At 72.5% G+C, this 24162-nt stretch carries 24 protein-coding genes; 10 read left to right on the top strand and 14 right to left on the bottom strand.

Features of this window, described 5'->3' with window-relative positions:
- The first annotated feature begins 165 nt into the window (after positions 1-165).
- The gene (locus ABT041_RS08975) at positions 166-1497 is read left to right on the top strand and encodes an MFS transporter (protein ID WP_351181348.1); all 1332 of its coding nucleotides are present in this window, start codon (positions 166-168) and stop codon (positions 1495-1497) included.
- On the opposite strand, the gene ABT041_RS08970 is transcribed toward ABT041_RS08975, so the two are convergent.
- From ABT041_RS08970 to ABT041_RS08955, 4 genes are all read right to left on the bottom strand, one after another.
- Entirely contained in the window at positions 1459-2304 is an 846-nt protein-coding gene (locus tag ABT041_RS08970) for a spermidine synthase (RefSeq protein ID WP_351181345.1), read from the bottom strand. The two genes, ABT041_RS08975 and ABT041_RS08970, sit on opposite strands and share 39 nt — an antisense overlap.
- A gap of 96 nt (positions 2305-2400) precedes the next feature.
- Positions 2401-2871 (bottom strand): patatin-like phospholipase family protein, encoded by a 471-nt coding sequence (locus ABT041_RS08965; protein ID WP_351181966.1) that lies wholly within the window; start codon positions 2869-2871, stop codon positions 2401-2403.
- Positions 2766-3269, bottom strand: coding sequence for a patatin-like phospholipase family protein (locus ABT041_RS08960; protein WP_351181342.1), 504 nt, complete (start codon positions 3267-3269; stop codon positions 2766-2768). The genes ABT041_RS08965 and ABT041_RS08960 overlap by 106 nt, the downstream gene beginning before the upstream one ends.
- 48 nt (positions 3270-3317) lie before the next feature.
- Positions 3318-4019, bottom strand: a complete 702-nt coding sequence (locus tag ABT041_RS08955; protein WP_351181339.1) for a DNA alkylation repair protein — start codon at positions 4017-4019, stop codon at positions 3318-3320.
- A gap of 163 nt (positions 4020-4182) precedes the next feature.
- On the opposite strand from ABT041_RS08955, the gene ABT041_RS08950 reads away from it, so the two are divergent.
- The 4 genes from ABT041_RS08950 (at position 4183) to ABT041_RS08935 (ending at position 9818) form a co-directional block, all read left to right on the top strand.
- A complete protein-coding gene (locus ABT041_RS08950; protein WP_351181336.1) occupies positions 4183-4938 on the top strand; it encodes a TVP38/TMEM64 family protein in 756 nt (251 codons plus the stop codon).
- A gap of 95 nt (positions 4939-5033) precedes the next feature.
- A complete protein-coding gene (locus ABT041_RS08945; protein ID WP_351181333.1) occupies positions 5034-5909 on the top strand; it encodes an undecaprenyl-diphosphate phosphatase in 876 nt (291 codons plus the stop codon).
- A 333-nt stretch (positions 5910-6242) separates the two neighbouring features.
- Complete coding sequence (locus tag ABT041_RS08940) at positions 6243-8138, top strand: FHA domain-containing protein (protein ID WP_351181330.1); 1896 nt, start codon at positions 6243-6245, stop codon at positions 8136-8138.
- A gap of 165 nt (positions 8139-8303) precedes the next feature.
- Complete coding sequence (locus ABT041_RS08935) at positions 8304-9818, top strand: SDR family oxidoreductase (RefSeq protein ID WP_351181327.1); 1515 nt, start codon at positions 8304-8306, stop codon at positions 9816-9818.
- 164 nt (positions 9819-9982) lie between these two features.
- Here ABT041_RS08935 and ABT041_RS08930 read toward each other — a convergent pair whose 3' ends face one another.
- The gene (locus ABT041_RS08930) at positions 9983-10576 is read right to left on the bottom strand and encodes a flavin reductase family protein (protein ID WP_351181324.1); all 594 of its coding nucleotides are present in this window, start codon (positions 10574-10576) and stop codon (positions 9983-9985) included.
- A gap of 67 nt (positions 10577-10643) precedes the next feature.
- Here ABT041_RS08930 and ABT041_RS08925 point away from each other — a divergent pair, with 67 nt between their 5' ends.
- Positions 10644-11090, top strand: a complete 447-nt coding sequence (locus tag ABT041_RS08925; protein ID WP_351181321.1) for a nuclear transport factor 2 family protein — start codon at positions 10644-10646, stop codon at positions 11088-11090.
- A 143-nt stretch (positions 11091-11233) separates the two neighbouring features.
- Positions 11234-12829, top strand: a complete 1596-nt coding sequence (gene lnt / locus ABT041_RS08920; RefSeq protein ID WP_351181318.1) for an apolipoprotein N-acyltransferase — start codon at positions 11234-11236, stop codon at positions 12827-12829.
- Here lnt and ABT041_RS08915 read toward each other — a convergent pair.
- Entirely contained in the window at positions 12774-13679 is a 906-nt protein-coding gene (locus ABT041_RS08915) for a Gfo/Idh/MocA family protein (RefSeq protein ID WP_351181315.1), read from the bottom strand. The two genes, lnt and ABT041_RS08915, sit on opposite strands and share 56 nt — an antisense overlap.
- Positions 13680-13740: 61 nt before the next feature.
- Positions 13741-14967 (bottom strand): FAD-dependent monooxygenase, encoded by a 1227-nt coding sequence (locus ABT041_RS08910; RefSeq protein ID WP_351181313.1) that lies wholly within the window; start codon positions 14965-14967, stop codon positions 13741-13743.
- Positions 14968-15151: 184 nt separating this feature from the next.
- Between ABT041_RS08910 and ABT041_RS08905 the strand changes: the two genes are divergently transcribed.
- The 3 genes from ABT041_RS08905 (at position 15152) to ABT041_RS08895 (ending at position 17032) form a co-directional block, all read left to right on the top strand.
- Positions 15152-15769 (top strand): TetR/AcrR family transcriptional regulator, encoded by a 618-nt coding sequence (locus ABT041_RS08905; protein ID WP_351181310.1) that lies wholly within the window; start codon positions 15152-15154, stop codon positions 15767-15769.
- Positions 15770-15833: 64 nt separating this feature from the next.
- Positions 15834-16361, top strand: a complete 528-nt coding sequence (locus ABT041_RS08900) for a DinB family protein (protein WP_351181307.1) — start codon at positions 15834-15836, stop codon at positions 16359-16361.
- 185 nt (positions 16362-16546) lie between these two features.
- Positions 16547-17032: a hypothetical protein gene (locus ABT041_RS08895; protein WP_351181304.1), complete on the top strand. Its 486-nt coding sequence runs from the start codon at positions 16547-16549 to the stop codon at positions 17030-17032.
- Between the two features lie 25 nt (positions 17033-17057).
- On the opposite strand, the gene ABT041_RS08890 is transcribed toward ABT041_RS08895, so the two are convergent.
- The 7 genes from ABT041_RS08890 to ABT041_RS08860 form a co-directional block, all read right to left on the bottom strand.
- Entirely contained in the window at positions 17058-17531 is a 474-nt protein-coding gene (locus ABT041_RS08890; protein ID WP_351181301.1) for a hypothetical protein, read from the bottom strand.
- 70 nt (positions 17532-17601) lie between these two features.
- Complete coding sequence (gene ung / locus ABT041_RS08885; RefSeq protein ID WP_351181298.1) at positions 17602-18285, bottom strand: uracil-DNA glycosylase; 684 nt, start codon at positions 18283-18285, stop codon at positions 17602-17604.
- A 105-nt stretch (positions 18286-18390) separates the two neighbouring features.
- Entirely contained in the window at positions 18391-19968 is a 1578-nt protein-coding gene (locus ABT041_RS08880; protein ID WP_351181295.1) for an ABC transporter substrate-binding protein, read from the bottom strand.
- A 148-nt stretch (positions 19969-20116) separates the two neighbouring features.
- Positions 20117-20884, bottom strand: coding sequence for an SDR family oxidoreductase (locus ABT041_RS08875; RefSeq protein WP_351181292.1), 768 nt, complete (start codon positions 20882-20884; stop codon positions 20117-20119).
- 25 nt (positions 20885-20909) lie between these two features.
- On the bottom strand, positions 20910-21671 hold the full coding sequence (gene fabG, locus ABT041_RS08870; RefSeq protein WP_351181289.1) for a 3-oxoacyl-ACP reductase FabG: 762 nt from the start codon (positions 21669-21671) through the stop codon (positions 20910-20912).
- A gap of 169 nt (positions 21672-21840) precedes the next feature.
- On the bottom strand, positions 21841-22224 hold the full coding sequence (locus ABT041_RS08865; protein WP_351181286.1) for a DUF3037 domain-containing protein: 384 nt from the start codon (positions 22222-22224) through the stop codon (positions 21841-21843).
- Entirely contained in the window at positions 22221-23066 is an 846-nt protein-coding gene (locus ABT041_RS08860; protein ID WP_351181283.1) for a HipA family kinase, read from the bottom strand. Before ABT041_RS08860 ends, ABT041_RS08865 begins: the two co-directional genes overlap by 4 nt.
- Positions 23067-24162 lie beyond the last annotated feature (1096 nt).

Raw genomic sequence — 24162 nt, 5'->3', positions numbered from 1 at the left:
CCCCGGGCGTCCCTGTGGCCCTGAGGGTCCCGGTGGCTCCGGTGACTCCGGTGGCTCCGGTGGCTCCGGTGGCTCCGGTGGCTCCGACCGTCGGGTGCCTGTGCCCTGACGGACCGTCCGGATATCGGGTTGGCAGTACGGGGAGGGGACGGGGATAGTCCCGGGGTGACCACACCCGCCTCCTCCCCCTCCCCCCACCGGGCAGCGCCCCGCTCCCGCCGCCCCGAGTGGGCCGGCCGCAACTACCTCCTGCTCACCGCCGCCACGATCGTGACCAACCTCGGCACGCACGGCGCGCTCATCGCCACCACCTGGGCGGTCTTCGACTCCGGGGGCGACGCCGGCGACGTGGGCCTCGTCGCCATGGCCCGCTTCCTGCCGCTGGTCCTCTTCCTGCTCATAGGCGGCGCGGTGGCCGACCGGCTGCCCCGGCACCGGGTGATGGTCGCGGCCAACGCCCTCAACTGCGTCTCCCAGGCCGCCTTCGCCGTCCTCGTGCTCTCCGGCGAGGCCCGCATCTGGCAGATGATGGTGCTCACCGCGCTCTGCGGCACCGGCCAGGCCTTCTTCAACCCGGCGGCCGAGGGCATGCTCATGGCCAGCGTCAGCGGGGAGCAGGCCGGGCGGGCCTTCGCCGTCTTCCGGATGGCGATGCACGGCGCGGCCATCGGCGGCGCCGCGCTCGGCGGCGCGCTCGTCGCCTTCGTCGGACCGGGCTGGGTCCTCGTGATCGACGCGGTCGCCTTCGCCGTCGCGGGCGGTCTGCGGGCCTTCCTCGACGTGAGCGGCATCCCGGACCGCGCCCCCGGCGGCGGACTCTTCGCCGATCTGCGGGAGGGCTGGCAGGAGTTCGTCGGCCGGCCCTGGCTCTGGTCGATCGTCGCCCAGTTCTCCGTGGTGGTCGGGCTGATCGGCGCGGTCGAGTCGGTGTACGGGCCGCTGGTCGCCCGGGACGAGCTGGGCGGCTCGCGCCCCTGGGGCATCGCGCTCGCCGCGTACGGGGCGGGGACGGTCGCGGGCGCCGTCCTGATGACCCGGTGGAAACCGCGCCGGATGCTGTTCGTCGGAACCCTGTGCGTGTTCCCGATCGCGCTTCCCTCGGCGGCGCTCGCGGTGCCGCTGGACGCGGCCGGCCTGACGACGGCGATGTTCGTCAGCGGGGTCGCGATCGAGGTCTTCGGCGTCTCGTGGATGACGGCCCTGCACCAGGAGATCCCGGAGGAGAAGCTGTCCAGGGTCTCCGCGTACGACTGGTTCGGCTCGACGGCGCTGCTGCCGCTGTCGACGGCGCTCGCGGGCCCGGCCGAGAGCGCGTTCGGCCGGAGCGAGGCGCTGTGGGGCGCGGCGGCGCTGATGGTGCTGGTCACCGCGCTCGTCCTGTTCGTGCCGGACGTACGGAACCTGACGCGGCGCACCCACACGAAGGAGGTCGCGGGCGCCGCGGGGGCCGCCGGGACCTCAGCCGATGCCGAAGGCGCCCTCCGGGGGAACGGGTGACGGTACGGCCCCGGCGTCGAGGACCGGCTCCGCGTCGCCGGTGAAGCGGACGAGCGTCTCGCCGTGCTCCACGCGCGCGGGGAAGGCGTCGGCCGCCGCACGCCGCGCGAGGTGGGCGATGTCGATCTCACGGCCGGAGGCGACGAGGACGGCGTTCCCGAAGCGGCGGCCGCGCAGCACGGCGGGCTCCGCGACGAGCGCGAGCTCGGGGAAGACGGCGGCGAAGGTGGCGAGCTGGGAGCGGAGGAAGGGGAACGGCGCGCCGTCGGCCAGGTTGGCGGCGTAGAGCCCGCCGGGCCGCAGCACGCGCCGGACCTCGCGCGCGTACTCGACGGAGGTGAGGTGCGCGGGGACGCGCGAGCCGCCGAAGACGTCGCCCACGATCAGATCGGCCGAGGCGTCCGGTGCCGCCTCCAGCCAGGCCCGGGCGTCCGCCCCGTGCACGGTGGTCCCCGAGCCCTCGGGCAGCGGCAGGTGCTCCTCGACCAGGGCGAGCAGCCCCCGGTCGGCCTCGACGACGTCCTGCCGCGAGCCGGGCCGGGTGACGGCGACGTACCGGGGCAGCGACAGCGCCCCGCCGCCCAGGTGCAGGACGTCGAGGGGCACGCCGGGCTCGGCGGCGCCGTCGACGACATGGGCGAGACGCCGCGCGTACTCGAACTCCAGGTAGGCCGGATCGTCGAGATCGACGTACGACTGGGGCGCACCGTCGACGGTCAGCAGCCAGGCCCGCTCCCGGTCGACATCGGGCATGAGGCGCGCGGTACCTTGATCGACCTCACGGACGACGGGAATGCTCTCGTTCACGCCTTCATTGTGCCGTTGCGCGCGAGGGGGGCGCCCCCCCTGCTCCGGTGCCGGGTGCGGCTCCCCGCACGGCGCCGCCGGGGCCGACCCGGACCGTCAGTCCGACCACACCGCCGCGACGGCCGACGCATGGGCCTCCGCCTGAACCCGCCCGGCCCGCGCCGCCGCGCCCCGACGCGCTGGGTCCAGCGCGTTCCGCCCCATCGCCTTCCGGGACGCCTCGTCCGGCGTGATCACCTCGACCCGCGCCCCACCGGCCGCCGGCTCCGCGCCCTGTCGCTCCGGCGAGTGCACGACCTTGCTCCCCCGCGCGCTGGGCGCGACGACGACGATCCGGTCGTAGCCCGCGGCCAGGTGCGCGTTGGCCGTGGAGTGGATGCCGCCGTCGATCCAGCGACGCCCGCCGATGGTCGCCGGAGGCCACACGCCGGGGATGGCGCAGCTCGCGGTGACGGCATCGGTCAGCGGGACCCCGCTGTCCTCGTCGTACGCGGTGAGCTCGCCGGTCTCGGCGTCGACCGCGGTGATGAGGAGCGGCCGCGCGGGCCAGTCCCCGGCCCGGCCCAGCCGCCGGGCGACGGTCGCGCGACGGTCGGCCTCGGCGACGGTGGGCGCGGCGAGGGCGAGCCGGCCGAGCCTGCGCCCGTACTCCTCGGGGTACGGGACCGGAGGACGGCGACGGCGTACCGGAGGATCGTCGGGACGCCGAGCCGCGCGGCCGGCTCGGCGGCCTCCCCGTCGAGCTGCTCCTCGTACAGCGCGTCGAGCCCGCCCCGCCCGGAGGCGAGCCGCGCCGCGACGACGGCCCCGGCGGAGCTGCCGACGACGAGGTCGGCGCGGGTCAGGTCGGTTCCGGCGTCGAGGAGCCCGCGCAGCACCCCGGTCTCCCAGCCGGCCCCGACGAGCCCACCGGCCCCGAGCACCAGTGCCGTCCGCTTCCTCGCCCGCATCCCCGTCTGCGTCATGTGCCAAGTCTCACGCAGGAGTTGTCCGCGTCGGCGGCCGGGATGGGGTCAGAGGTTCTTGAGGGCCTCGCGGACGGAGAGCGGGGAGAGGCGGGAGCCGTGGGCGGCGACGAAGGCGCGGACTTCGGCGGGGGCCGTCTTGCCGTACTCGCGCAGGCTCCAGCCGATGGCCTTGCGGATGAAGAAATCGGGGTGGGCCGAGCGGCGCAGACAGTAGGCGAAGAGCCGGTCCGCGTCGGTGGCGTCCTTGTAGCGGAGCTGGTGGAGGAGGGCGGTGCGGGCGACCCACAGGTCCTCGTCGTCGATCCAGGCGTCCATCTCGTCGGCGAGGGCGGGGTCGGCCGCGACCAGGCCGCCGACGACGTGGGCGGCGAGGTGGTCGACGGTGTCCCACCAGGAGACGGTGGTGACGAGGCGTCGGGCGACGGGCAGGAAGCCGGAGGAGCAGCGCTTGACGTGCCGGCGGAGGTAGTCGACGGCGAAGTAGTGGTACTCGCGCTCGGGGAGGGCGAAGCAGCGCAGGGCGATCGCGGTGCAGTCGGTCTCGTCGGGTCGCGGGGTGCCGGCGAGGACCGTGCGGGACAGGGCGCGGCGCTCGGGGGTGCGGATGCCGAGGAAGGGCGCCACGCCCTTCATGTACGCGACCATCTCCTGGGCCCGGAAGGGGTTGCCCGCGGCGGGGTAGACCGTGGTGAGCCGGTCCAGGAGGGTGTCGGCGAGGGCGCTCGCGGGCGGCGCGGTGTCGGACATGGGACCCTCTCGGTCATGGCGCGCTCCGGACTGAGCACGTGGTCCGGGGTGCTCCCGGACGAACGCCGGGGGAGCGCCCCCGGACGGGCACTCCCGCAACGCCCCCGGACGGACATGACGCACATTACGGCGCTCCTACGGACTCGTCCGTTACTCTCCCCGAATGCTCGCTCCCGTCCCCCGGCCGCCGGGCTCCCTCGCCGTCCGCTGCTCCCGGGCCCTGCTCTCCCCCCGCGCGCGGCTGTCACTGCTGGCTCTGCTGCTGCTCACGGCGGCCACCCTCGTGGTGCTCTACGAGCCGCAGCGAATGCTGGCCTCGGGCTGGCCGCCGCACACGAGCGGCGCCGGCGCGGTGCTGCTGTTCGGGCTCGCGTACGGGGTGTGCGCGGCGGCGTTCGTCCCGCGTCCGGTGCTCAACCTGGCGGCGGGCGCGCTGTTCGGTTCGGCGGCCGGTGTGACGGGCGCGCTCGCGGGGACGGTGCTCGGGGCGGGGATCGCGTTCACCCTGGGCCGGTTCCTGGGGCAGGACGCGCTGCGGCCGTTCGTGCGGGGCCGCTGGCTGACGGCGGCGGACGGGCAGCTGAGCCGGCACGGGTTCCGTTCGATGCTGGCGATCCGGCTGTTCCCGGGGGTGCCGTTCGCGGCGGCCAACTACTGCGCGGCGGTCTCCCGGATGCGGTACGTGCCGTTCCTCGTGGCGACCGCGATCGGCTCGCTGCCGAACACGGCGGCGTACGTGGTGGCGGGTGCCCAGGCCGGTTCGCCGGGCTCGCCGGCGTTCCTGTTCTCGGCGGGGTTCATCGTCCTGTCGGGTCTCGGCGCGGCGGTCGTGGCCTGGCGCAAGCGGCACGGCCTGCGGGCCGCGGCCGGCGCCGCGGCCGTGGAGCCACAGCCTGCGCGGGAGTCGGTGCTCCGGTAGCGCCCGGGGCCTCGCCATGGGCCCGTCATCTTGGGCATGTACGCTGCGCACGACCTTCTGACCGCACACGTACATAACGGGACGGCCCTAGCCCCATGAGTTGGTTCGAATCGTTCATCCTCGGACTCGTCCAGGGGCTGACGGAGTTCCTTCCCATCTCCTCCAGCGCGCACCTCCGTCTCACCGCGGCCTTCGCCGGCTGGGAGGACCCCGGCGCGGCGTTCACGGCGATCACGCAGATCGGCACGGAGACCGCGGTCCTCATCTATTTCCGCAAGGACATCGCGCGGATCGTCTCGGCCTGGTTCCGCTCCCTCACGGACAGGGCCATGCGCTCGGACCACGACGCCCAGATGGGCTGGCTGGTGATCGTCGGCTCGATCCCGATCGGTGTCCTGGGCGTCACGCTCAAGGACCAGATCGAGGGCCCGTTCCGCGACCTGCGGCTCACGGCCACCACGCTGATCGTCATGGGCGTGGTCCTGGGCATCGCCGACCGGCTCGCCGCCCGCGACGAGATCGGCGGCAAGCACCGGGCCGCGCGGGAGCGCAAGACGCTCCGGGACCTCGGTGTGCGGGACGGCCTGATCTACGGCGTCTGCCAGGCGATGGCGCTCATCCCCGGCGTCTCCCGGTCCGGGGCGACCATCTCCGGCGGTCTGCTCATGGGCTACACCCGCGAGGCGGCCGCCCGCTACTCCTTCCTCCTCGCCATCCCGGCGGTGCTCGCCTCGGGAGGAATGGAGCTGAAGGACGCCGCCTCGGACGGCAGCGTCTCCTGGGGCCCGACGATCTTCGCCACGATCGTCGCCTTCGCCGTCGGCTACGCGGTGATCGCCTGGTTCATGAAGTTCATCACCACGAAGTCCTTCATGCCGTTCGTCTACTACCGGATCGCGCTGGGCATCCTGCTGTTCATCCTGGTCGGCGCGGACGTCCTGAGCCCGCACGCGGGCGAGTCCGCCGGCTGACGAAGCTGACGCACAAGGGCCCGCACGACTGACAGCCGTGCGGGCCCTTCTGCGCGCCGCCCCCGTGGTCTCGCGCCCCTGCGCACGTCGGTCGCTTTTCGGCACATCGGCCCCAGCAATCCCCCGCCGGAACTCCGGTGTCACATCGTCACCGAATGGTCACCGTGTGATGACCGATGAGTCCGTACACCTTCTCATCCGCCTCGGGGCCCGAATATCATAGCCCTGCGTTCCGGTCCGCTCGCCGTGTGTGACGCAGGGGGTGCTGTTTCGTCTGGGCGGCCGGTCTCGCATTTCGTCATCGGATCCGTGACTCATGGAATTGGGTGACCCATGCCTCCTCGGCTCGTCGGCCATCAGGGCTCTCTGGCGGGACAGCAGTTTCCGATCGGCACCACACCGCTCACCCTGGGTCGCAATGGCGACAACAGCGTGGTGATAACGGTGGGGAACGTCTCGCGCTTTCACGCCGAGGTGCGTCGCGAGCGCCATGGATTCATCCTCTACGACAGCGGCAGCAGCAATGGCACACGCGTCAACGGGACGCGTGTCACCTCGCACGAACTGCAGCCCGGTGATCTCATCGAGATCGGCACCGAGACGTTCCGCTTCGAAGCCGCCGACGCGATGGAGACCATCCTCGACCTCTCCGTGCTCGGACCGGTCACCCCGTCCGAGGCGACCCTCGCGGCAGGTCCGGTGCTGAACGTCACCGTGACCGGCGGCGGCCCCGTCGGGCTGGGCTTCGCCCTCCTCCTGGAGAGCCTCATGGGGCCCCGCGTGGCCATCACCGTCTACGACGGCCGGTGGGTCCAGGACGGGGCGAAGGTCGTCTGGAAGAGCGCGGGGCAGGGCAACGTCAGGCGGCAGCAGGTCGTCACCGTGCAGAGCCGCCAGTACCTGAACCTCCCGGAAGAGGTGCAGGCCCGGCTCTTCCGCGGCGACGCGTACTCCGAAATGTGGCCGGTCGGCCCCGATTCGCTCCGGGACCGCAAACCGAGGAACCTGCGCATCGCCTACATCGAGGACACCCTCCTCGAATTGGCCAACGAGAAGCCGGAGCGGATCCGGCTGGTACCCGAGGTTTTCGACCCGGCCGAATATCAGAAGGCGGAGACCCGCGGGCATGTACTCGCCGTCTGCGAAGGGAGTCGCTCCCGAACGCGCGAGTATTTCACCGACCGGTTCGGCAACGCCGACAAATCCATCTACTCGCTGAACGGCCAGCACATTCAGGACGTGGTCCTCGGTCTGCGCGTCAGATCGACCCTGACGGACCCCATGACGGTCCTGTTGACCGTGGCCCAGAACCGCTTCCTCCTCAACGCCCTGCGCGGCGAGGGATTCCTGAACATGCGGCTCACCGACGCCGAGGCCGCGGAAGTGATCGGCATCGACCCGGTCCGGCACGTCTTCGAGGACTGCATCGCCTCGCGCCCGTGCGTCATGGGCCGGGACGACCACGGCGACTTCCAGTGCCCGACGCACAGCACGCTCTTCCTGCCCGCCATGGTCAGGGGTTCGGCCCTGTGGCGGCGGGTGAGGGAGGGGCTGGCACTGTTCGGAGTCGCCGAGCGGGACCTGAGCGCCGTCACGGCCTTCCGGCTCGACATGGTGCAGCGGCCACGGTTCACCACCCGGCTGCTGCCGGCCACGTCGACCACCCCGGGGACCTACGGCTTCCTCCTCGGCGACGCCGCCAACGCGATCCACTTCTGGCCCGGCCGCGGGCTCAACAGCGGTCTCGGCTCGGCCATCTCCCTGGCCCGGTCCCTCAACGGCGCCTGGACCGGCCGGGCGTTCCGGGACGCCGACTTCGCCCGCCACGAAGCGGCCATGTCCATGCTCCAGTACCGGCACAAGAGCCGTGCCTGGAACACGATGATCACCACCGACGAGAACGGCGTCAGCCGCGCGATCAAGGAGAGGATCGCCCAGAGCATCGAGGAGTCGGAGGGGAAGGACCTGGAGCGGGGCGCGGACATGGACGCGCTCATGGAACGGCTGCGGGGCATCCGCGACCGGCTGGCACCGCGCGTCCCCGGCATGCCCGACGACACGACGCTCCGGAACCACCTGGAGACGCTCGACTCCTCGACCCTGCGCACCCTGTGGGAGAGCGGCGCCTGGGACACCTTGATGGTCGGCGGCGAAGAGGTGGACATCGACATCTTCTACCAGCCGGCCGCGCCGGCCACGGCCGTCCCCAGGACCCCCGCGCCGAGCTGATCACGCGCGGCCCCGGCAGCGCTCGTCCGTCCCGTCACGGGCGCCGAGAGAGCCGGGCCCGCGTGTTCGACGGGCGGGCCACGGCCCGCATCCGCGCGCGTCCGCTGAGGCGAACAACCGGCGTAGGGCGTGTACGCCGGGGCCATCGGCGAAACGGATCAGCTTATGAACACTCCCAGCCCGGCCGGAGGCGCCCGCTGCCTGGTCACCGGCGCGACCGGCTACGTCGGGGGCCGCCTGGTGCCGGAGCTCCTCGACGCCGGTCACCGCGTGCGCTGCCTCGCCCGGCATCCGGACAAGCTCCGTGACTTTCCCTGGGCCGACCGGGTGGAGGCGGTGCGCGGTGACGTCACCGACGCCGCGAGCCTGCGCGGGGCGCTCGACGGCGTCGACGTCGCCTACTACCTCGTCCACTCCATGAGCTCGACGGCCGAATTCGAGGACAGGGACCGTCTGGCCGCCCGTGTCTTCGCCGCGGAGGCCCGGTCCGCCGGAGTGCGGCGGATCGTCTATCTGGGCGGTCTCACCCCGCGCGGAGTGCCGGAGAGCGAGCTCTCGCCGCACCTGCGCTCGCGCGCCGAGGTGGGCCGCATCCTCCTCGAATCGGGCGTCCCCACCACCGTGCTGCGGGCCGCCGTCGTCATCGGCTCCGGATCGGCCTCCTTCGAGATGCTGCGGTACCTGACGGAACGGCTGCCCGTCATGGTCACGCCCAGCTGGGTCGGCAGCAGGGTCCAGCCCATCGCCGTACGCGACGTCCTCCGCTACCTGGTGGGGAGCGCCGGCATGCCCGCCGACGTCAACCGGACCTTCGACATCGGCGGGCCCGACGTGCTCAGCTACCGCGAGATGATGGTGCGGTACGCCGAGGTCGCCGGCCTCCCCAGGCGCCTCATCGTCCCCGTGCCCGTCCTCACCCCGCGGCTGTCGAGCCAGTGGATCGGTCTCGTCACCCCGGTGCCGGCCTCCCTGGCCAAGCCCCTCACCGAGTCGCTGCGGCACGAGGTGGTGTGCGGCGAGCACGACATCGCCCGGTACGTTCCCGACGGCCCCGGGCGGCCCATCCCGTTCGAGGAGTCCCTCCGTCTCGCCCTCCGCCGGGTGCAGGACGCGCAGGTCACGACCCGCTGGTCCTCCGCGTCGCCGCCGGGCGCGCCGAGCGACCCGCTGCCGACCGACCCGGACTGGGCGGGCGGCAGCCTCTACACGGACGAGCGGTCACGCGCCGTCGACGCCGGCCCGAACGCGCTCTGGCAGGTCATCGAGGGCGTGGGCGGGGAGAACGGCTGGTACTCCTTCCCACTGGCCTGGGCCGTCCGGGGCTGGGCCGACCGGCTCGTCGGCGGAGTGGGACTCCGGCGCGGCCGCCGGGACGCGGCGCGTCTCCGGGTCGGCGACGCCCTGGACTTCTGGCGTGTGGAGGAGATCGACCGCGGACGCCTGCTCCGTCTCCGGGCCGAGATGCGCCTGCCCGGCCTCGCCTGGCTGGAGATGATCGTCGAACAGGACGAGGCGGGCCGTACGTCCTACCGGCAGCGGGCGCTCTTCCATCCGAAGGGCCTCGCGGGCCAGGCGTACTGGTGGGGCGTCTCCCCGTTCCACGCCGTGGTCTTCGGCGGCATGGCCCGGAACATCGCCCGGACCGCCGAGACGAGGAGCGGGCGGCGGGACACACGGTGAACGGGCAGTGGTCCCCGCCGCTGGTGTACGGGAGGGTGCCTCCGGCCAACATGCAGTGGTCACCGCCGCGTGGGTGCGGGAGGGTGCCGCCGGCCGGGCGCCGACGGGCACCCTCCGCCGTCGCCGTGCGCCGTGTGGACGTGCGGTGCGCGGGCCGGGGGCTATCAGCCCCGGTACGGCACCCTGGCGATCTCCTCGATGCCGCCCAGGGTGCCCCACTCGTTCTTGCCGAGGCGGGTCAGCGGGCGCATCAGGGTCATCTCGGGGTGGCCGTCGACCATGACCGACTCGTCGACCGCCGCGTGCACGACCCGGCCGAAGACGACCGTCGAGTCACCGATCCGCAGCGTGCTGTGCAGCTCGCACTCCAGTGCCACGGGCGACTCGGCGACCCGCGGCGGCTTCACGCGCAGGCTCGGCTCACGCTCGATGCCGCACGCGTCGAACTCGCTCACCCCGCGCGGGAAGTCCGTCGCCGTGGCGTTGATCCGCTCGAAGAGCCCTTCGGGGGCGAGGTTCACCACGAACTCCCCGGTCTCCTCCACGTTGCGCAGCGTGTCCTTGCGCCCGACCGAGGTGAACTGCACGACCGGCGGCGCCACCGAGGAGATGGTGAAGAAGGAGTGCGGGGCGAGGTTGTCCGTCCCGTCGGCCGAGGCCGTGGAGACCCAGGCGATGGGCCGGGGCACGACGGTGGCGGTCAGCAGCCGGTAGAAGGAGGTGCGGTCGGTCAGTTCGGGATCGATGTTCACGCGCATGGCCGCCAGTATGACCGGCTCGTGCCGACCCCTTGGCCCCTGGCCCCCGCTGACCGACACTGAGCCGATGACGCAGCGCGTGGATCTCGCGACCGTGATGGACCGATTCGCCCTCGACGACCTGATCACCGGCTACGCGGCGGCCGTCGACGAGGGCGACTGGAGCGCCTACCGGGGTCTGTTCGCCCCGGACGGCCGGGCCGACTACCGAGGCTCGGGCGGGATCGAGGGGCCGGCGGCGGAGGTCGCGGAGTGGCTGGCCGCGACGCTGCCCCTCTTTCCCGTGCGCCAGCACCTCATCGTGAACCGGCGGGTGCGGTTCCGGGAGGCGGGCGGCTACCAGGAGACCGGGGACCGGGCGGACATCGGCGCCGACTACGTCAACCCGATGCGCTTCGCCTCCGGCGAGGACTTCGTCTGCGGCGGCCGGTACTCCTTCGCGGCGCGGCGCACCGCCGACGGCTGGCGGCTGACGTCGGTCGTCGTCGACGAACGCTGGCGCCGCCACGGCTGACCCCTGCGCAGCCGCCCGGCTGATCTGAGCTGCCGCCCGGGTCGACCCGGATCAGCCACGACGACTGACCCTGAGCAGCCGCCACGACCGACCCTGATCACCCGGGCGTCACGGACACTTGAGGCATCGACGGGAGGCACGTCATGCATGGTCTCTTGGTGGCCCGCCGCCACGGGGGCCGGACCGACCGCTCCCCCGGTCCTCGGCGCGCCGGGCGCGGGGCCGCGCGCTCCCTGCTCGCCGCATGCTGCGGCGCCCTGCCCGTGCTCGCCTTCCCGGCTCCCGGGCTCTGGTGGTGGGCCCACCTGGCGCTCGTACCGTGGCTGCTGCTGATCCGTACGGCTCCGGGGGCCCGCCGTGCCGGTCTCGACGGCTGGTTCGGCGGGATCGGATTCATGCTGGCGATGCACCACTGGCTGCTGCCCAGCCTGCATGTGTTCCTGCTCCCGGTCGCCGCGCTGCTCGGTCTGCTGTGGCTGCCCTGGGGGTGGCTGGTCAGGGCGCTGCTCGGCGGCACTCCGTCGCCCCTGCGGGCGGCCGTGGCGCTGCTCGCGGTGCCCTCGGGCTGGCTGCTGATCGAGCTGGCCCGTTCCTGGGAGGGGCTCGGCGGACCGTGGGGGCTGCTCGGGGCGAGCCAGTGGCGGGTCCCCGCGGCGCTGCGGCTGGCCTCGGTCGGCGGGGTGTGGCTGGTGAGTCTCCTGGTGGTGGCGGTGAACACGGCCGTGGTGCTGCTCGTGGCGGCGCCCGGGCGGCGTGCCGTCGGGGTGGCGGGGCTCGCCGCGTGTGCCCTGGTGGCCGGGCCGGTGGCCTGGGGCGTCCCGGCCCCGGCGCGGAGCGGGACGGTACGGGTGGCCCTCGTACAGCCCGGTGTGACCGACGGGCCCGAGCGGCGCCTGGCACGGGCCGAGGAGCTGACCCGCTCCCTCGCCGGGCAGCGGCTGGACCTGGTCGTGTGGGGCGAGAGCGGGGTGGGCGCCGATCCGACGGGCGACCCCGCACTCGCGGCCCGGCTCGCCGCGCTGTCCCGGGCGGTGGACGCGCCGCTCCTGGTGAACGTGGACGCGAGGGGCGCCGACCGTCCCGGCATCCGCAAGAGCGCCGTCCTGGTCGGTCCGGCGGGGCTGACCGGCGACCGCTACGACAAGATGCGGCTCGTCCCCTTCGGCGAGTACATCCCCGCGCGACCGCTCCTCGGCTGGGTGACGTCCGCAGGCCGGGCCGCCGAGGAGGACCGGCGGCGCGGCACCGAGCCGGTCGTGATGACCCTGCCGGCCCGCGAGGGCCGCGCGCTCCGGGTCGGGCCGCTCGTCTGCTTCGAGTCGGCGTTCCCGGACATGAGCCGCCGACTCGCCCTGGACGGGGCCGGTCTCCTGGTCGTGCAGTCGTCGACCAGTACCTTCCAGGACAGCTGGGCGCCCGCGCAGCACGCCTCGCTCGCGGCCCTGCGGGCGGCCGAGACGGGCCGTCCCGTGGTCCACGCGACGCTCACCGGGATCAGCGCCGCTTACGGTCCCGACGGCCGGCGGATCGGGTCGGTGCTCGGCACCGACGCGAGCGCCGCCGTCGTGCGCGAGCTGCCGCTCTCGGGGACGACGACGGCCTATGTCCGCTGGGGCGACTGGCCCCTGTACGGCGCTCTCGTGGTGGTGGGCGCGGTGTGCGCCGCCGAGGGGGCGGGCGCGTTCAGGACGCCTGGGCCAGCGCGTCGCGGACGACGCGCTCGCACAGCTCGTGGGTGAGGAGCGCGTCGCGGGCGCTGAGCACCCGGCCGTCCCGTACGGAGTCGAGGAAGGCGAGGACCGCCTGCTCGATGCCGCGCTGCCGGGCCACCGGCACCCAGTCGCCGCGCCGGCGGACGGTCGGCTGCCCCTTGTGGTCGACGACCTCGGCGAGGTTGAGGACCTGGCGCTTGGTGTCCTGCCCCGACACCTCCAGGATCTCCTCGGTGGAGCCGTTCATCCGGTTCATCATGCCGATGGCGGTGAAGCCGTCGCCGGAGAGCTGGAGCACCACGTGGTGCATGAGCCCCTCGCGGATCCGGGCCCGCACGTCGATGTGCTCGACCTCGCCGGGCAGCAGGAAGCGCAGGGTGTCGACGACGTGGATGAAGTCGTCGAGGACGAGGGTGCGCGGGTCCTCGGGCAGTCCGATGCGGTTCTTCTGGAGGAGGATCAGCTCGCGCGGGTGGTCGAGGCACTGCGCGTAGCTGGGTGCGAGGCGCCGGTTGAAGCCGACGGCGAGGCTGACCGCGCGCTTCTCGGCGAGTTCCACGAGCCGCTCGGAGTCGGCGTACTCGTACGCGAGGGGCTTGTCGACGTACGTGGGGACTCCGGCTTCGACGAGCCGGCTCGCGATCTCGGCGTGGGCGGCGGTGGAGGCGTGGACGAAGGCCGCGTCGAGCCCGGCGGAGAGCAGCGAGTCGAGGTCGGGGTGGCGCCGCTCGGCGGGCAGGTGCAGGGTGTCGGCCACCCGCTCCAGGGTCGCGCGGGTGCGGGTCTGGAGGTGCAGTTCGACCCCGGGAAGGGTGCCGAGGACGGGAAGGTAGGCCTTCTGCGCGATGTCGCCGAGTCCGATGCAGCCAACCTTCACGGGGTCTCCCTTGTCGTCGTTCACCGGCCCTTGGCCGTCAGGGCCGTTCGCGCCGGTCAGCTTACGCGGGACGGATCACGCTCTCGGCCGAAGGAGCGGCGTCGACGGGCGGCTGCCAGTCGCAGATGCCGTCGAAGCCGCGCAGCGCGAGACCGGGCCCGAACAGGGAGACCGCGCTGACGGCGGCGTTGCGCAGGGCGACGGCGGGGGTGGCGGAGACCAGGGTGAGCGCGCCGGTGCGGGCGGCCTTGCGGACGATGGCGGTGGTGCGCGGCAGGCGGTCGGCGGTGTACGCGGCGAGGGCGCGGCTCGGCAGGAAGCCGGGGGCGGCGCCGGCGTGGTGGGCGAGGACGACGGCGTCCTCGACGGCCTGGTTCCCGCCCTGGCCGAGGCTCGGCATCATCGCGTGCGCGGCGTCGCCGAGGAGGGCCACCCGGCCGTGGTGGAAGGCGGGCAGCGGGTCGGGCAGGTGGTGGACGTCGTGCCGCAGGATCCGGTCGGGGTCGACGCCGGCGAGGATCTCGGGGACGGGGTGGTGCCAGTCCCCGAAGAGCCGGAGCAGTTCGGCCTTCTCGTCGTCGGGTGCGTGGGCGCCGGCCGGGGCCTTGGCCATGGCGTACGCGTAGACCCGGCCGTCCTTGAGGGGCTGGCTGCCCCACAGGCGGCCGGCTCCCCAGGTCTCGTGCGGGGCGAAGGGCCGCGCGGGGGCGGGGACGACGACGCGCCAGGTGGTGGCGCCGCAGTAGCGGGGGCCGGGGTGGCCGGGGAAGAGCGTCTTGCGGGTCTTCGAGTGGATGCCGTCTGCGCCGAGAACGAGCTCGGCCTCGAGTTCGCTCCGGGTTCCGGCCCCGGCGTCCTGGACGGTGACGCGGGCGGGGCGGTGGTCGTCGCCGGGGTCGGTGAGGGCGGCGGTCACGCCGGTGCGGACCGCGCCGTCGGGGAGGGCGGAGGTGAGGATCTCGACGAGGCTGGCGCGGTGGAGGAGGACGAGGGGCCCTCCGAAGCGGGCGGCGGCGGCCTTGGCGTCGGTGCGGGCGAGCCAGCGGCCGCCGGGCGTGCGCATGCCGCCGTCGCCCTGCCAGGCGGAGAGCTCACGGACGCGGTCGCCGAGGCCGACGACGTCGAGGGCGCGCTGCGCGTTGGGGGCGAGGGCGATGCCGGCGCCGACGGGGGTCAGGTCGGCGGCGCGCTCGAGGACGGTGACGTGCCAGCCGCGCCGGTGGAGGGCGACGGCGGCGGTGAGTCCGCCGATGCCGGCTCCGACGACGACGGCGCGGTGCTGTTCCATGGCTGCTCCTCGGCTCGGGACGGGCGGGGGGGTCGGGCACTGCGGGTGCGGTGGGCCCGACGGGTGCGTCGTCCTCGCCACGGCTGCAGCGAGGACGGCTGACGCACACCCTCACTACAGCTGTAGTGACGACGACACCGTGACCGTACTACACCTGTAGTCGCGCCGGTAGTAGGTTGTCCCCATGACCTCAGCCACCGCCGGGACCCCGGCCCCGGAGCCCCTCGTCTCCCGCGCCGAGCGGATCGGCGACGCCGCCCTCGCCCTCCTGGTCGAGCGGGGGATGCGGGGCCTGACCCACCGGGCCGTGGACGAGCGCGCGGGGCTGCCGCAGGGCTCCACGTCGAATCACGCCCGCACCCGCCAGGCCCTCCTGGAGACGGCCGTACGACGCCAGGTCCAGCGGGAGGCCGAGGTCCTCACCCCGCACGAGCTGCCGGGCCCCGGGAGCGGCGGCGAGGCGGTCGTCGACGCCCTCGCCCTCTCCCTGCACCGCTATCTCACCGACCACCGGTCGCTGCTCGTCTCCCGCTACGAGCTGGCCCTGGAGGCCACCCGCCGCCCCGAGCTGCGGAGCTTCTTCGACGCGGCCGGCGCGACCTTCCACACCCCGCTGATCGCGATGATGACGGCGGCCGGCTCCCCCGAGCCCGAACGCCACGCACTCTCCCTCATCGCCTGGAGCGAGGGGCTGATGTTCTCCTGCGCGGCGGGCTCCTTCCACGCCGCCGTACCCAGCCGAGTGGAACTGCGCACCGGCTTCGACGAGTTGCTCCGCGGCATGCTCGGCGACCGGGACTGACGCGGCCCGCCGGAGGCCTCGGAACCCCTGGCGCCGTTCGCGATCATGGGGGACGATGCCGCGCATGACCACCGAACGCACCGAAACCGTCCCGCGCGTCGACCCCGCCACCACCACCGGCGAGCGCGAAGCGCTGGAGCAGTGGCTCGACTTCCACCGCGCGACCCTCGCGATGAAGTGCGAGGGGCTCGACGACGCCCAGCTGCGCACCCCGTCCGCCCCGCCCTCCGACCTCAACCTCCTCGGCCTGGTCCGGCACATGGCCGAGGTCGAGCGCGGCTGGTTCCGCCGTGTCCTGGCCGGCGAGAAGACGGAGTGGATCTACTCGACGGAGGAGGACCGCGACCGGGACATCCACGTCACGGACGAGGACACCTACGAGGAGGCCCACGCCACCTGGCAGGCCGAGATCGCGCACGCCCGCACCCTGGCCGCCGGGCGTGACCTCGACGACCTGGGCCTGGGCGAGCACCGCACCGGCCGCACCTTCAACCTGCGGTGGATCTACCTCCACATGATCGAGGAGTACGCCCGCCACAACGGCCACGCGGACCTCATCCGCGAGCGCGTCGACGGCGCGACCGGCGACTGATCGCAGCCGAAACCGGCCGGCGGAGAGCGACCCACCGCAGGCCGGGAACCCGGCCGGTCGAGAGCGACCGATCGCAGGTCGGGAACCCGGCGAGTCAAGACCGGGCCCCGGGCGGCTCACCCGTGCGGGGCATTCCCGGCCGGTAGGGGCGCGAAGATCGTGTACGGACCAGCAGAGTTGCGCGGGTGCATGGAACCCGAACAACAGTGAAGATCCTGGTCGGGGCGGCGGTCGCCGCTCTGGCGGGCTGCGTCTCGGTGGACGCCACGCCGACGGCGCCCACCCCGGCCCCCGCGCCCGCGGCCGACACCGCCACCGCCCAGGACGTGGCACCGCAGATCGTCGAGGGACCGGCCCTCGAGGCCCTCGAAGCGGCGCTCCCCGCTCCCCCGCCGTCCGCCGCGCCCCGCGCGACGCCTCCGGCCGGGCAGCACCGGCGGACGGTGACGCCACCGCGGCAGGAGGCCCCGCACCCCGAATCCGTACCGAAGCGGCAGGGACGGCCGCACCCGTCGGCCCGGCCGGACCTCCCGGAACTGCCGGACCTCAGAGGGCTGCCGAAGGACCCGCCGGTCTCCCGGGACGAGGTCTGCGACCTGGGCGAGCGGTACGGCGGCTGGGACCACGGCAGCGATCAGGCGAGGATCTGCCACGGCACGTACGGCCGATGAGCCCCCGCCGGAGGACCAGGGGCCGTCACGCGCCCCCGAGCCGCAGCTCCAGGCGCTCGATCGCGGCCCGCACCCCGTTCCCGTAGCCGTCGTCGTCGAGGTGGTCCGAGGCCGCGCGGGCCCGGTCCAGATGGACCCGCGCGGCGTCGGGCCGCTGGAGTTTGACGTAGTCGGCGGCCAGGTTCAGATGGAGCGAGGGGTACAGCGCCCGGAGCGCGGCCGCCGAGTCGTGCTCGGCGAGCCGCTCCTCGGCGAGGCCCTCGGCCGCGCTGAGCGCCCGCAGGTCCCAGGCCAGCTCGGTGTCGGGGTCGTCCTGGGCGTCCGCCATGTAGTGCGCGAGGGTGCAGCGGTGCAGGGGGTCGCCGTCCGGGCCGATCTGCTGCCAGAGGAGGCCGAAGCGGTTCCGGGCCTCCTCGCGGTCGCCGCCGTGCAGCAGCATCATGGCCTGCCCGATCCTGGTCATGACCCCGTCGTCCGACACCTGCTGCTGCTCGGTCACCGCGACCTCCACCCGCTCTCCCACTGGGAGTGACGACGCTAGCCGCAGCGGGCCCGGATCGGGCCGAGGCTCAGCCGAGGTCCGGGATGCGCCAGTCGATCGGCTCGTGTCCCTGGGCGGCGACGGCCGCGTCGATCTGGGTGAAGGGGCGCGATCCGAAGAACTTCTTCGCCGACAGCGGCGAGGGGTGCGCGCCCTTCACCACGACGTGCCGCTCCTCGTCGATGAGCGGCAGCTTCTTCTGCGCGTAGTTGCCCCACAGGACGAAGACCGCGGGGTCGGGGCGGGAGGCGACGGCGGTGATCACCGCGTCCGTGAACTTCTCCCAGCCCTTGTTCTTGTGCGAGTTCGCCTCGCCGGAGCGGACCGTCAGGACGGCGTTGAGCAGGAGGACGCCCTGCTCGGCCCACGGCATCAGATAGCCGTTGTCCGGGATCGGGTGGCCGAGCTCCTCGTGCATCTCCTTGTAGATGTTCCGCAGGGAGGGCGGGGTCTTCACGCCGGGGCGGACGGAGAAGCAGAGACCGTGGCCCTGGCCCTCGCCGTGGTACGGGTCCTGACCGAGGATCAGGACCTTCACCTTGTCGTACGGGGTGGCGTCGAGGGCGGCGAAGACCTCGTCCTTCGGGGGGAAGACCGGTCCCCTGGCGCGCTCCTCCTCGACGAACTCGGCGAGCTGGGCGAAGTACGGCTTCTGCAGCTCCTCGCCGAGGACACCCCGCCAGGACTCGGGCAGCATGCTGGTGTCGGTCACGGTCACAACCTCCGGTGGACGTTCCTGTTACTCCGTCCGAGAACCTACCGGGGGCCACTGACAGTGGCCCCCTCAGGCCTTGACCGGGCTCGCCGCCGGCCGCTGCTACCAGCTGGCGCGGCGGCTCAGCTCCCACATCTGCATGACCGTCTGCGGGTCGAGGGCCCGCTCACCGCCGCCGATGTCCTCGCCGGCCGCGATGTACAGCTTGCCCTGCCACAGCGGCAGCAGCCGGACGTCCTGGACCAGGATCTCCTGGGCCTCCACGAACTCGTCCGTGACGGTCCCGCGGTCGCTCTCGCGGCGGGACTTCGGGAGGAGCTCGTTGGTGATCCGGGGGCTCTCGTAGGGCGTGCCGAGGACGTTCTCCTTGCCCACGAAGGGGGCGACGAAGTTGTCCGGGTCCGGGAAGTCGGGGAACCAGCCGCGGCCGAAGACCGGGTACTCGCCCTTCTGGTAGCCCGCCTGGAACTCCTTCCAGGGCTTGCCGTGCAGCGTGACCTTGAACAGCCCGGACTCCTCCAGCTGCCGCTTGAGCTCGGCGAACTCGGCGGCCGTCGAGGAGCCGTACCGGTCGGTGGTGTACCAGAAGTCCAGCGCGACGGGCTCGGTGATGCCGGCGTTGCGGAGGATCTTCTTGGCCTTCTCCACGCTCGGCGAGCCGAAGCGGTCGAAGAACTTGGTGGTGTGGGCGGCGATGCCCTTGGGCACCATCGAGTACAGGGGCTCGGCGGTGCCCTGGTAGACCTTGCTGACCAGTTCGTCGCGGTCGACGAGCTGGGCGATGGCCTTGCGGACGGGCAGCTTGGCGACGGAGTCGTCCTGGGTGTTGAAGACCAGGTAGCGGATGTCGGCGCCGGTCGACTCGACGAGCTGGAGGCCCTTGTTCTCGGGCTTGTCCTCCTGGAGGGAGACGACCTCGGCGGCGGTGAGACCGCGGTAGGTGGCGTCGATCTCGTTCTTCCGGAGGGCGCCGACCATGGCGTCGGAGTCGTCGAAGTACTTGATCGTGACGCCGCCGTTCTTGCGGTCGGCGAAGCCCTTGTAGGTGGGGTTCTTCGTCAGCTCCGCCTCCTCGCGCTCGGTGTACGAGTCGAGGACGTACGGGCCCGAGCCCATGACCTTGCCGTCCTTGCGGAGCTCGTCGGCCGGGTACTCGGCGGGGTCCACCAGCGACATCGCGGGGGTGGCGAGGACGAACGGGAAGGTGGCGTCCGACTTGTTCAGCCGGAAGACGACCGTGCGGTCGCCGACGGTCTCGATCTTGTCGAGCGAGCCGAGCATCCCGTTGGGGCCGCCCTTGTGGTTGATCGTGCGGATGCGCTCGATCGAGTACTGGACCGCCGTGGCGTCCAGCTTGTGCCCGTTGGAGAACGTGAGGCCCTCCACCAGCTTGCACTCGAAGACCCGGCTGGAGGTGTCCGTGAACTTGCAGTCGGCGGCGTCCGCCTGCGGGGTGGTGCTGCCGGTCGGGAACGCGACCAGGGTCTGGAAGACATTCCGGAAGAGCTCCCAGGAATTGTCCCAGGCGGCGGCCGGATCAAGCGTGGTGGGAGAACTCGTCGTGCCGACGACGATTCTCTGATCCCCGGCGGATTCACTGTCCGAGAAGACACCGCATCCGGTTACCAGGGATATGGACACAAGGGCTGCAGCGGCCTGCAGACTGGTCCGGTTGAACACGTGCACGCTCCTCGTTCAGCCAGGGGTCGGCCGACGATACCGCAGCACCCCGCCAGGTCAATCTTCGAGCCCAGCGGGGCACTTGAGGCATTCGACGTATAACCGGGCTCAATCCGGACAGGAAATCCGGAAAGTGTCCGATTATCGGTCACCCGACTCCGGCGTTCAGGAAAAGGCCGCCGTCGACGACGAGCGTCTGGCCGGTGATCCACTCCGCCTGCGACGAGGTCAGGAAGGCGGCCGCCCCGCCGATGTCCTCGGGCACGCCGAGCCGGCCGAGCGGATAGGCCGCGGCCGCCTCCGCCTCACGGCCCTCGTAGAGCGCCTGCGCGAACTTCGTCTTCACGACGGCCGGGGCGATCGCGTTGACCCGCACGAGCGGCGCGTACTCGTGCGCCAGCTGAACGGTCAGATTGATCATCGCGGCCTTGCTGATGCCGTATGCGCCGATGAAGGGCGAGGCGGAGACGCCGGCGATCGAGGCGATGTTCACGATCGCCCCGCCGTTCTCCTTCTGCCAGGCGTGCCAGCTGCGCTGGGCGAAGCCGAGCGCCGAGATCACGTTCGTCTCGAAGACCTTCCGGGCCACGCCGAGGTCCATGTCCGCGATCGGCCCGAAGACGGGGTTCGTGCCGGCGTTGTTGACCAGGAAGTCCAGACGGCCGAAGCCGTCCATCGCCGCCTCGACCGCGGCGGCCTGGTGGGCCTCGTCGTGTGCCTTGCCGGGGACCCCGATCGCCCGGTCGGCCCCGAGCCGCTCCACGGCCTCCTTGAGGGCCTCCTCGCCGCGCCCGGTGATGACGACCCGGTCGCCGCGGGCGACCAGGGCCTCGGCGACGCCGTAGCCGATGCCCCGGCTGGCGCCGGTGACGAGGGCGACCTTGCCGGACAGCTCCGGCCGTTCCTGAACGCTCATGCGCCTCTCCTCTCGCTGCCGGTCGTCAGTTGAGCGGGCCGCCGGCCACGTACAGGACCTGGCCGGAGACGAAGCCGGCGTCGTCGCCCGTGAAGAAGGCGATCGCGTTGGCGACGTCCTCGGGGCGACCGACCCGCTGCACGGGGATCATGGAGGCGGCGGCCGCCTGGAAGTCCTCGAAGCCCATGCCGACGCGCTCGGCGGTCTGCGCGGTCATCTCGGTGACGATGAAGCCGGGGGCGACGGCGTTGGCGGTGATGCCGAACTTGCCGAGCTCCTTGGCGAGGGTCTTGGTGAAGCCCTGCAGACCCGCCTTGACGGCCGAGTAGTTGGCCTGGCCGCGGTTGCCGAGCGCCGAGGAGGAGGAGAGCGAGACGATCCGGCCGAAGCCCGCGTCCACCATGTGCTTCTGGACGGCCTTCGCCATCAGGAAGGCGCCCTTGAGGTGGACGTTCATGACGAGGTCCCAGTCGGCCTCGGACATCTTGAAGAGCAGGTTGTCGCGGAGCACGCCCGCGTTGTTGACGAGGATCGTCGGCGCGCCGAGCTCGGCGGCGACCCGCGCGACGGCGGCCTCCACCTGAGCGCTGTCCGAGACGTCGCAGCCGACGGCGAGAGCGGTGCCGCCCGCGGCGGTGATCTTCTCGACGGTGTCCTTGCAGGCCGCCTCGTCGAGGTCGAGTACGGCGACGGCGCGGCCCTCGGCCGCCAGGCGGAGCGCGGTGGCCGCGCCGATGCCCCGTGCGGCACCCGTGACGACGGCTACGCGCTGCTCGGTGGTGGACATGCTTGGTTCTCCTCGCCCTTGGATCGTCCCTGGTCGCGGTCGAACCGGTGGCGCGCTCCTGCGTCCCGCACATGAGCGACCGCTTAGTATCGTCCGCAGACGAGACGCTAGAAGCCCTGGCACCCGGTGTCAACGGCCCACCGGGTGCACCGGGTCACTCCGTGGTCACCTACCGCACGAGAAGGTCGAGAAGCCGCTCCACCTCGGCCTCCGGATCGGTGGTCAGACCCGTGTGCACAGGCCCCGGCTGCACGACCGTGGAGCGCGGCGCGATCAGCCAGCGGAAGCGGCGCCCCGCGTCGTCGCGCGCGGCCCGACCGGCCGCGTCGCCACCCAGGCAGACCCCCTCGACGGCGCGCAGCGCGGCCCGTACGCCGGTGACGTCGGCGGCGGGGTCGAGCGCGGTCAGCTTGGCCTCGTCGAGATGCGTACGGGCGGCCACGAACGACCGTGCGCGGCAGTAGACGACCACACCCGCGTTGAAGCACTCGCCGCGCTCCACCCGCGGGACGACGCGCAGCAGCGCGTACTCGAAGACATCGCGGTCGGTCACGTCGTGCTGTCCTTCTGAGTGGAGTGCGTCCGGGGCGCGAGGCGCTCGGCGAGCCAGCCGGGCGGCTGCTGCGGCCGGTTCTCGGTGCGGGGCCCGAGCGTGATCCGCTCGTGGATGGTGGCGGCGCGCGGCAGCAGCGCCGCGACGTAGGCGGCGCGCACCTCGTCCGTGCTGCCGAAACCGGGCTCGTCGACGAGCCACTCGTCGGGGACGTCGGCGGCGACCTCCTCCAGGAGCTCACGGGTGACGAGCGGGGCGAGCTCGGCGGCCGCGGCGGCGACGTCCGGGCCGAAGGGGGCGAGCGCGTGGTCGGAGGCGTCGTACGGCTTCGCGGCGGAGGCCTCGGCGCCCGGCCAGTTGTGGTGCCAGATCATGGTGGCGCCGTGGTCGATGAGCCACAGGTCGCCGTGCCAGACGAGCATGTTCGGGTTGCGCCAGGACCGGTCGACGTTGTTGATCACCGCGTCGAACCAGACGACCTTCCCGGCCTCGCGGGGGTCGACCTCGTACGCGAGCGGGTCGAAGCCCAGCGAGCCGGGCAGGAAGTCCATGCCCAGGTTGAGCCCGCCGCTCGCCTTGAGCAGCTCCTGCACCTCCTGGTCGGGCTCGGAGAGCCCGATGACCGGGTCGAGCTGGATGGTCACGAGCTCCGGCACCCGCAGCCCGAGCCTGCGGGCCAGCTGCCCGCAGATGACCTCGGCGACCAAAGTCTTGCGCCCCTGACCGGCGCCGGTGAATTTCATGACGTACGTGCCGAGGTCGTCGGCCTCGACGATCCCGGGGAGCGAGCCGCCTTCACGCAAGGGCGTGACATAGCGGGTCGCAATGACTTCTGTCAGCATATTCCCAGGCTATACCGGGGCTGGGCCGAATAATCCAAGGCCGCGCCCGCTGTGTACTCGCACCACTGTGACCTCGTCAATTTACACCGGGGAGTAGCCGGGGAGAAGCAGAGGCAGCTCGCACCCACCAGACGCCGTCGGCGCACCCTCCGCCGGCGACGAGTGCATCGCACTCCACGCTCACAGTGAACTTCGGTGTGAAACACACGCATTGAGAGCACACCGCGTCATCTGTCCGCCGAGGCTCCAGGGGGGACACCGCCACATGGAGAGCACGCCTCGGGTTCCACAACCTCATGGAGGGCGGCGCCAGCCCGGGGTCAAGGGCTGCGGCGAGACGGGCGGGAGGGCGGAGAGGCGGCCGTTTGCTGTGGTGCCCCAGCGGGTCGGTGATGGCGGACCTGGACGGCGGTGAGGTTGCCGCGGACCGCGCCGGCCATGACGGCGAGGGCCGGCGACCAGCTGCCGCGGCGCTACGAGGCCAGGGGCGGGGCGCCTCCCAGCCAACGTGACGTGCACGATCAGTTAGGTGACACCCCATCAAAATGAGCGTCACGAGCCTCATTTCAGCGTCAAGATCGCCCGCCACCCACACCGCACATAACGCGCACGCACGAAACCGCAGGCCAGGCGCTCTTCGCGGCCGGTTCGAGGATCGTCACGCACTCCACGGGATGCGTCACAACAAACGCGTCAATGGACAACACGTCAAAGAAACCAACAGGTCTGCGGCACGCAGGACGCGAATCGAACTCAAGATCGGCGTGCATGTTGGGCGCTATGGGCGCAACATGCCTACCTTCGACGCACACGCACAGCCCCAGAGTGGAGCGTCGCCCTGACGAGCGCCGGAGAGCGCTCCCTGGCGCACAGACGTGCAACCTGGCCGCCCGAGGTTACGTCCAGCTAGGGCGAGCATGGCGCCGCCGATTGCTGCGACCAGCGCGGGTACGCGGCCGATCCGGTCAGCAAGGAGGGCGACGACACATGTGCCGAGCAGGCCGATGACGTTGCGCACAAAGCGCAGAGGAGAGCCATGGTCGGACCGAGTCCGAAGTGCTTCGCGCACAGCGACGGCAGCCAGGTTGAGATGCCG

The sequence above is a fragment of the Streptomyces sp. NPDC002825 genome, assembly GCF_040295385.1.
Classification (GTDB): Bacteria; Actinomycetota; Actinomycetes; order Streptomycetales; family Streptomycetaceae; genus Streptomyces.
This window is presented reverse-complemented; position numbering and strand designations above follow the sequence as displayed.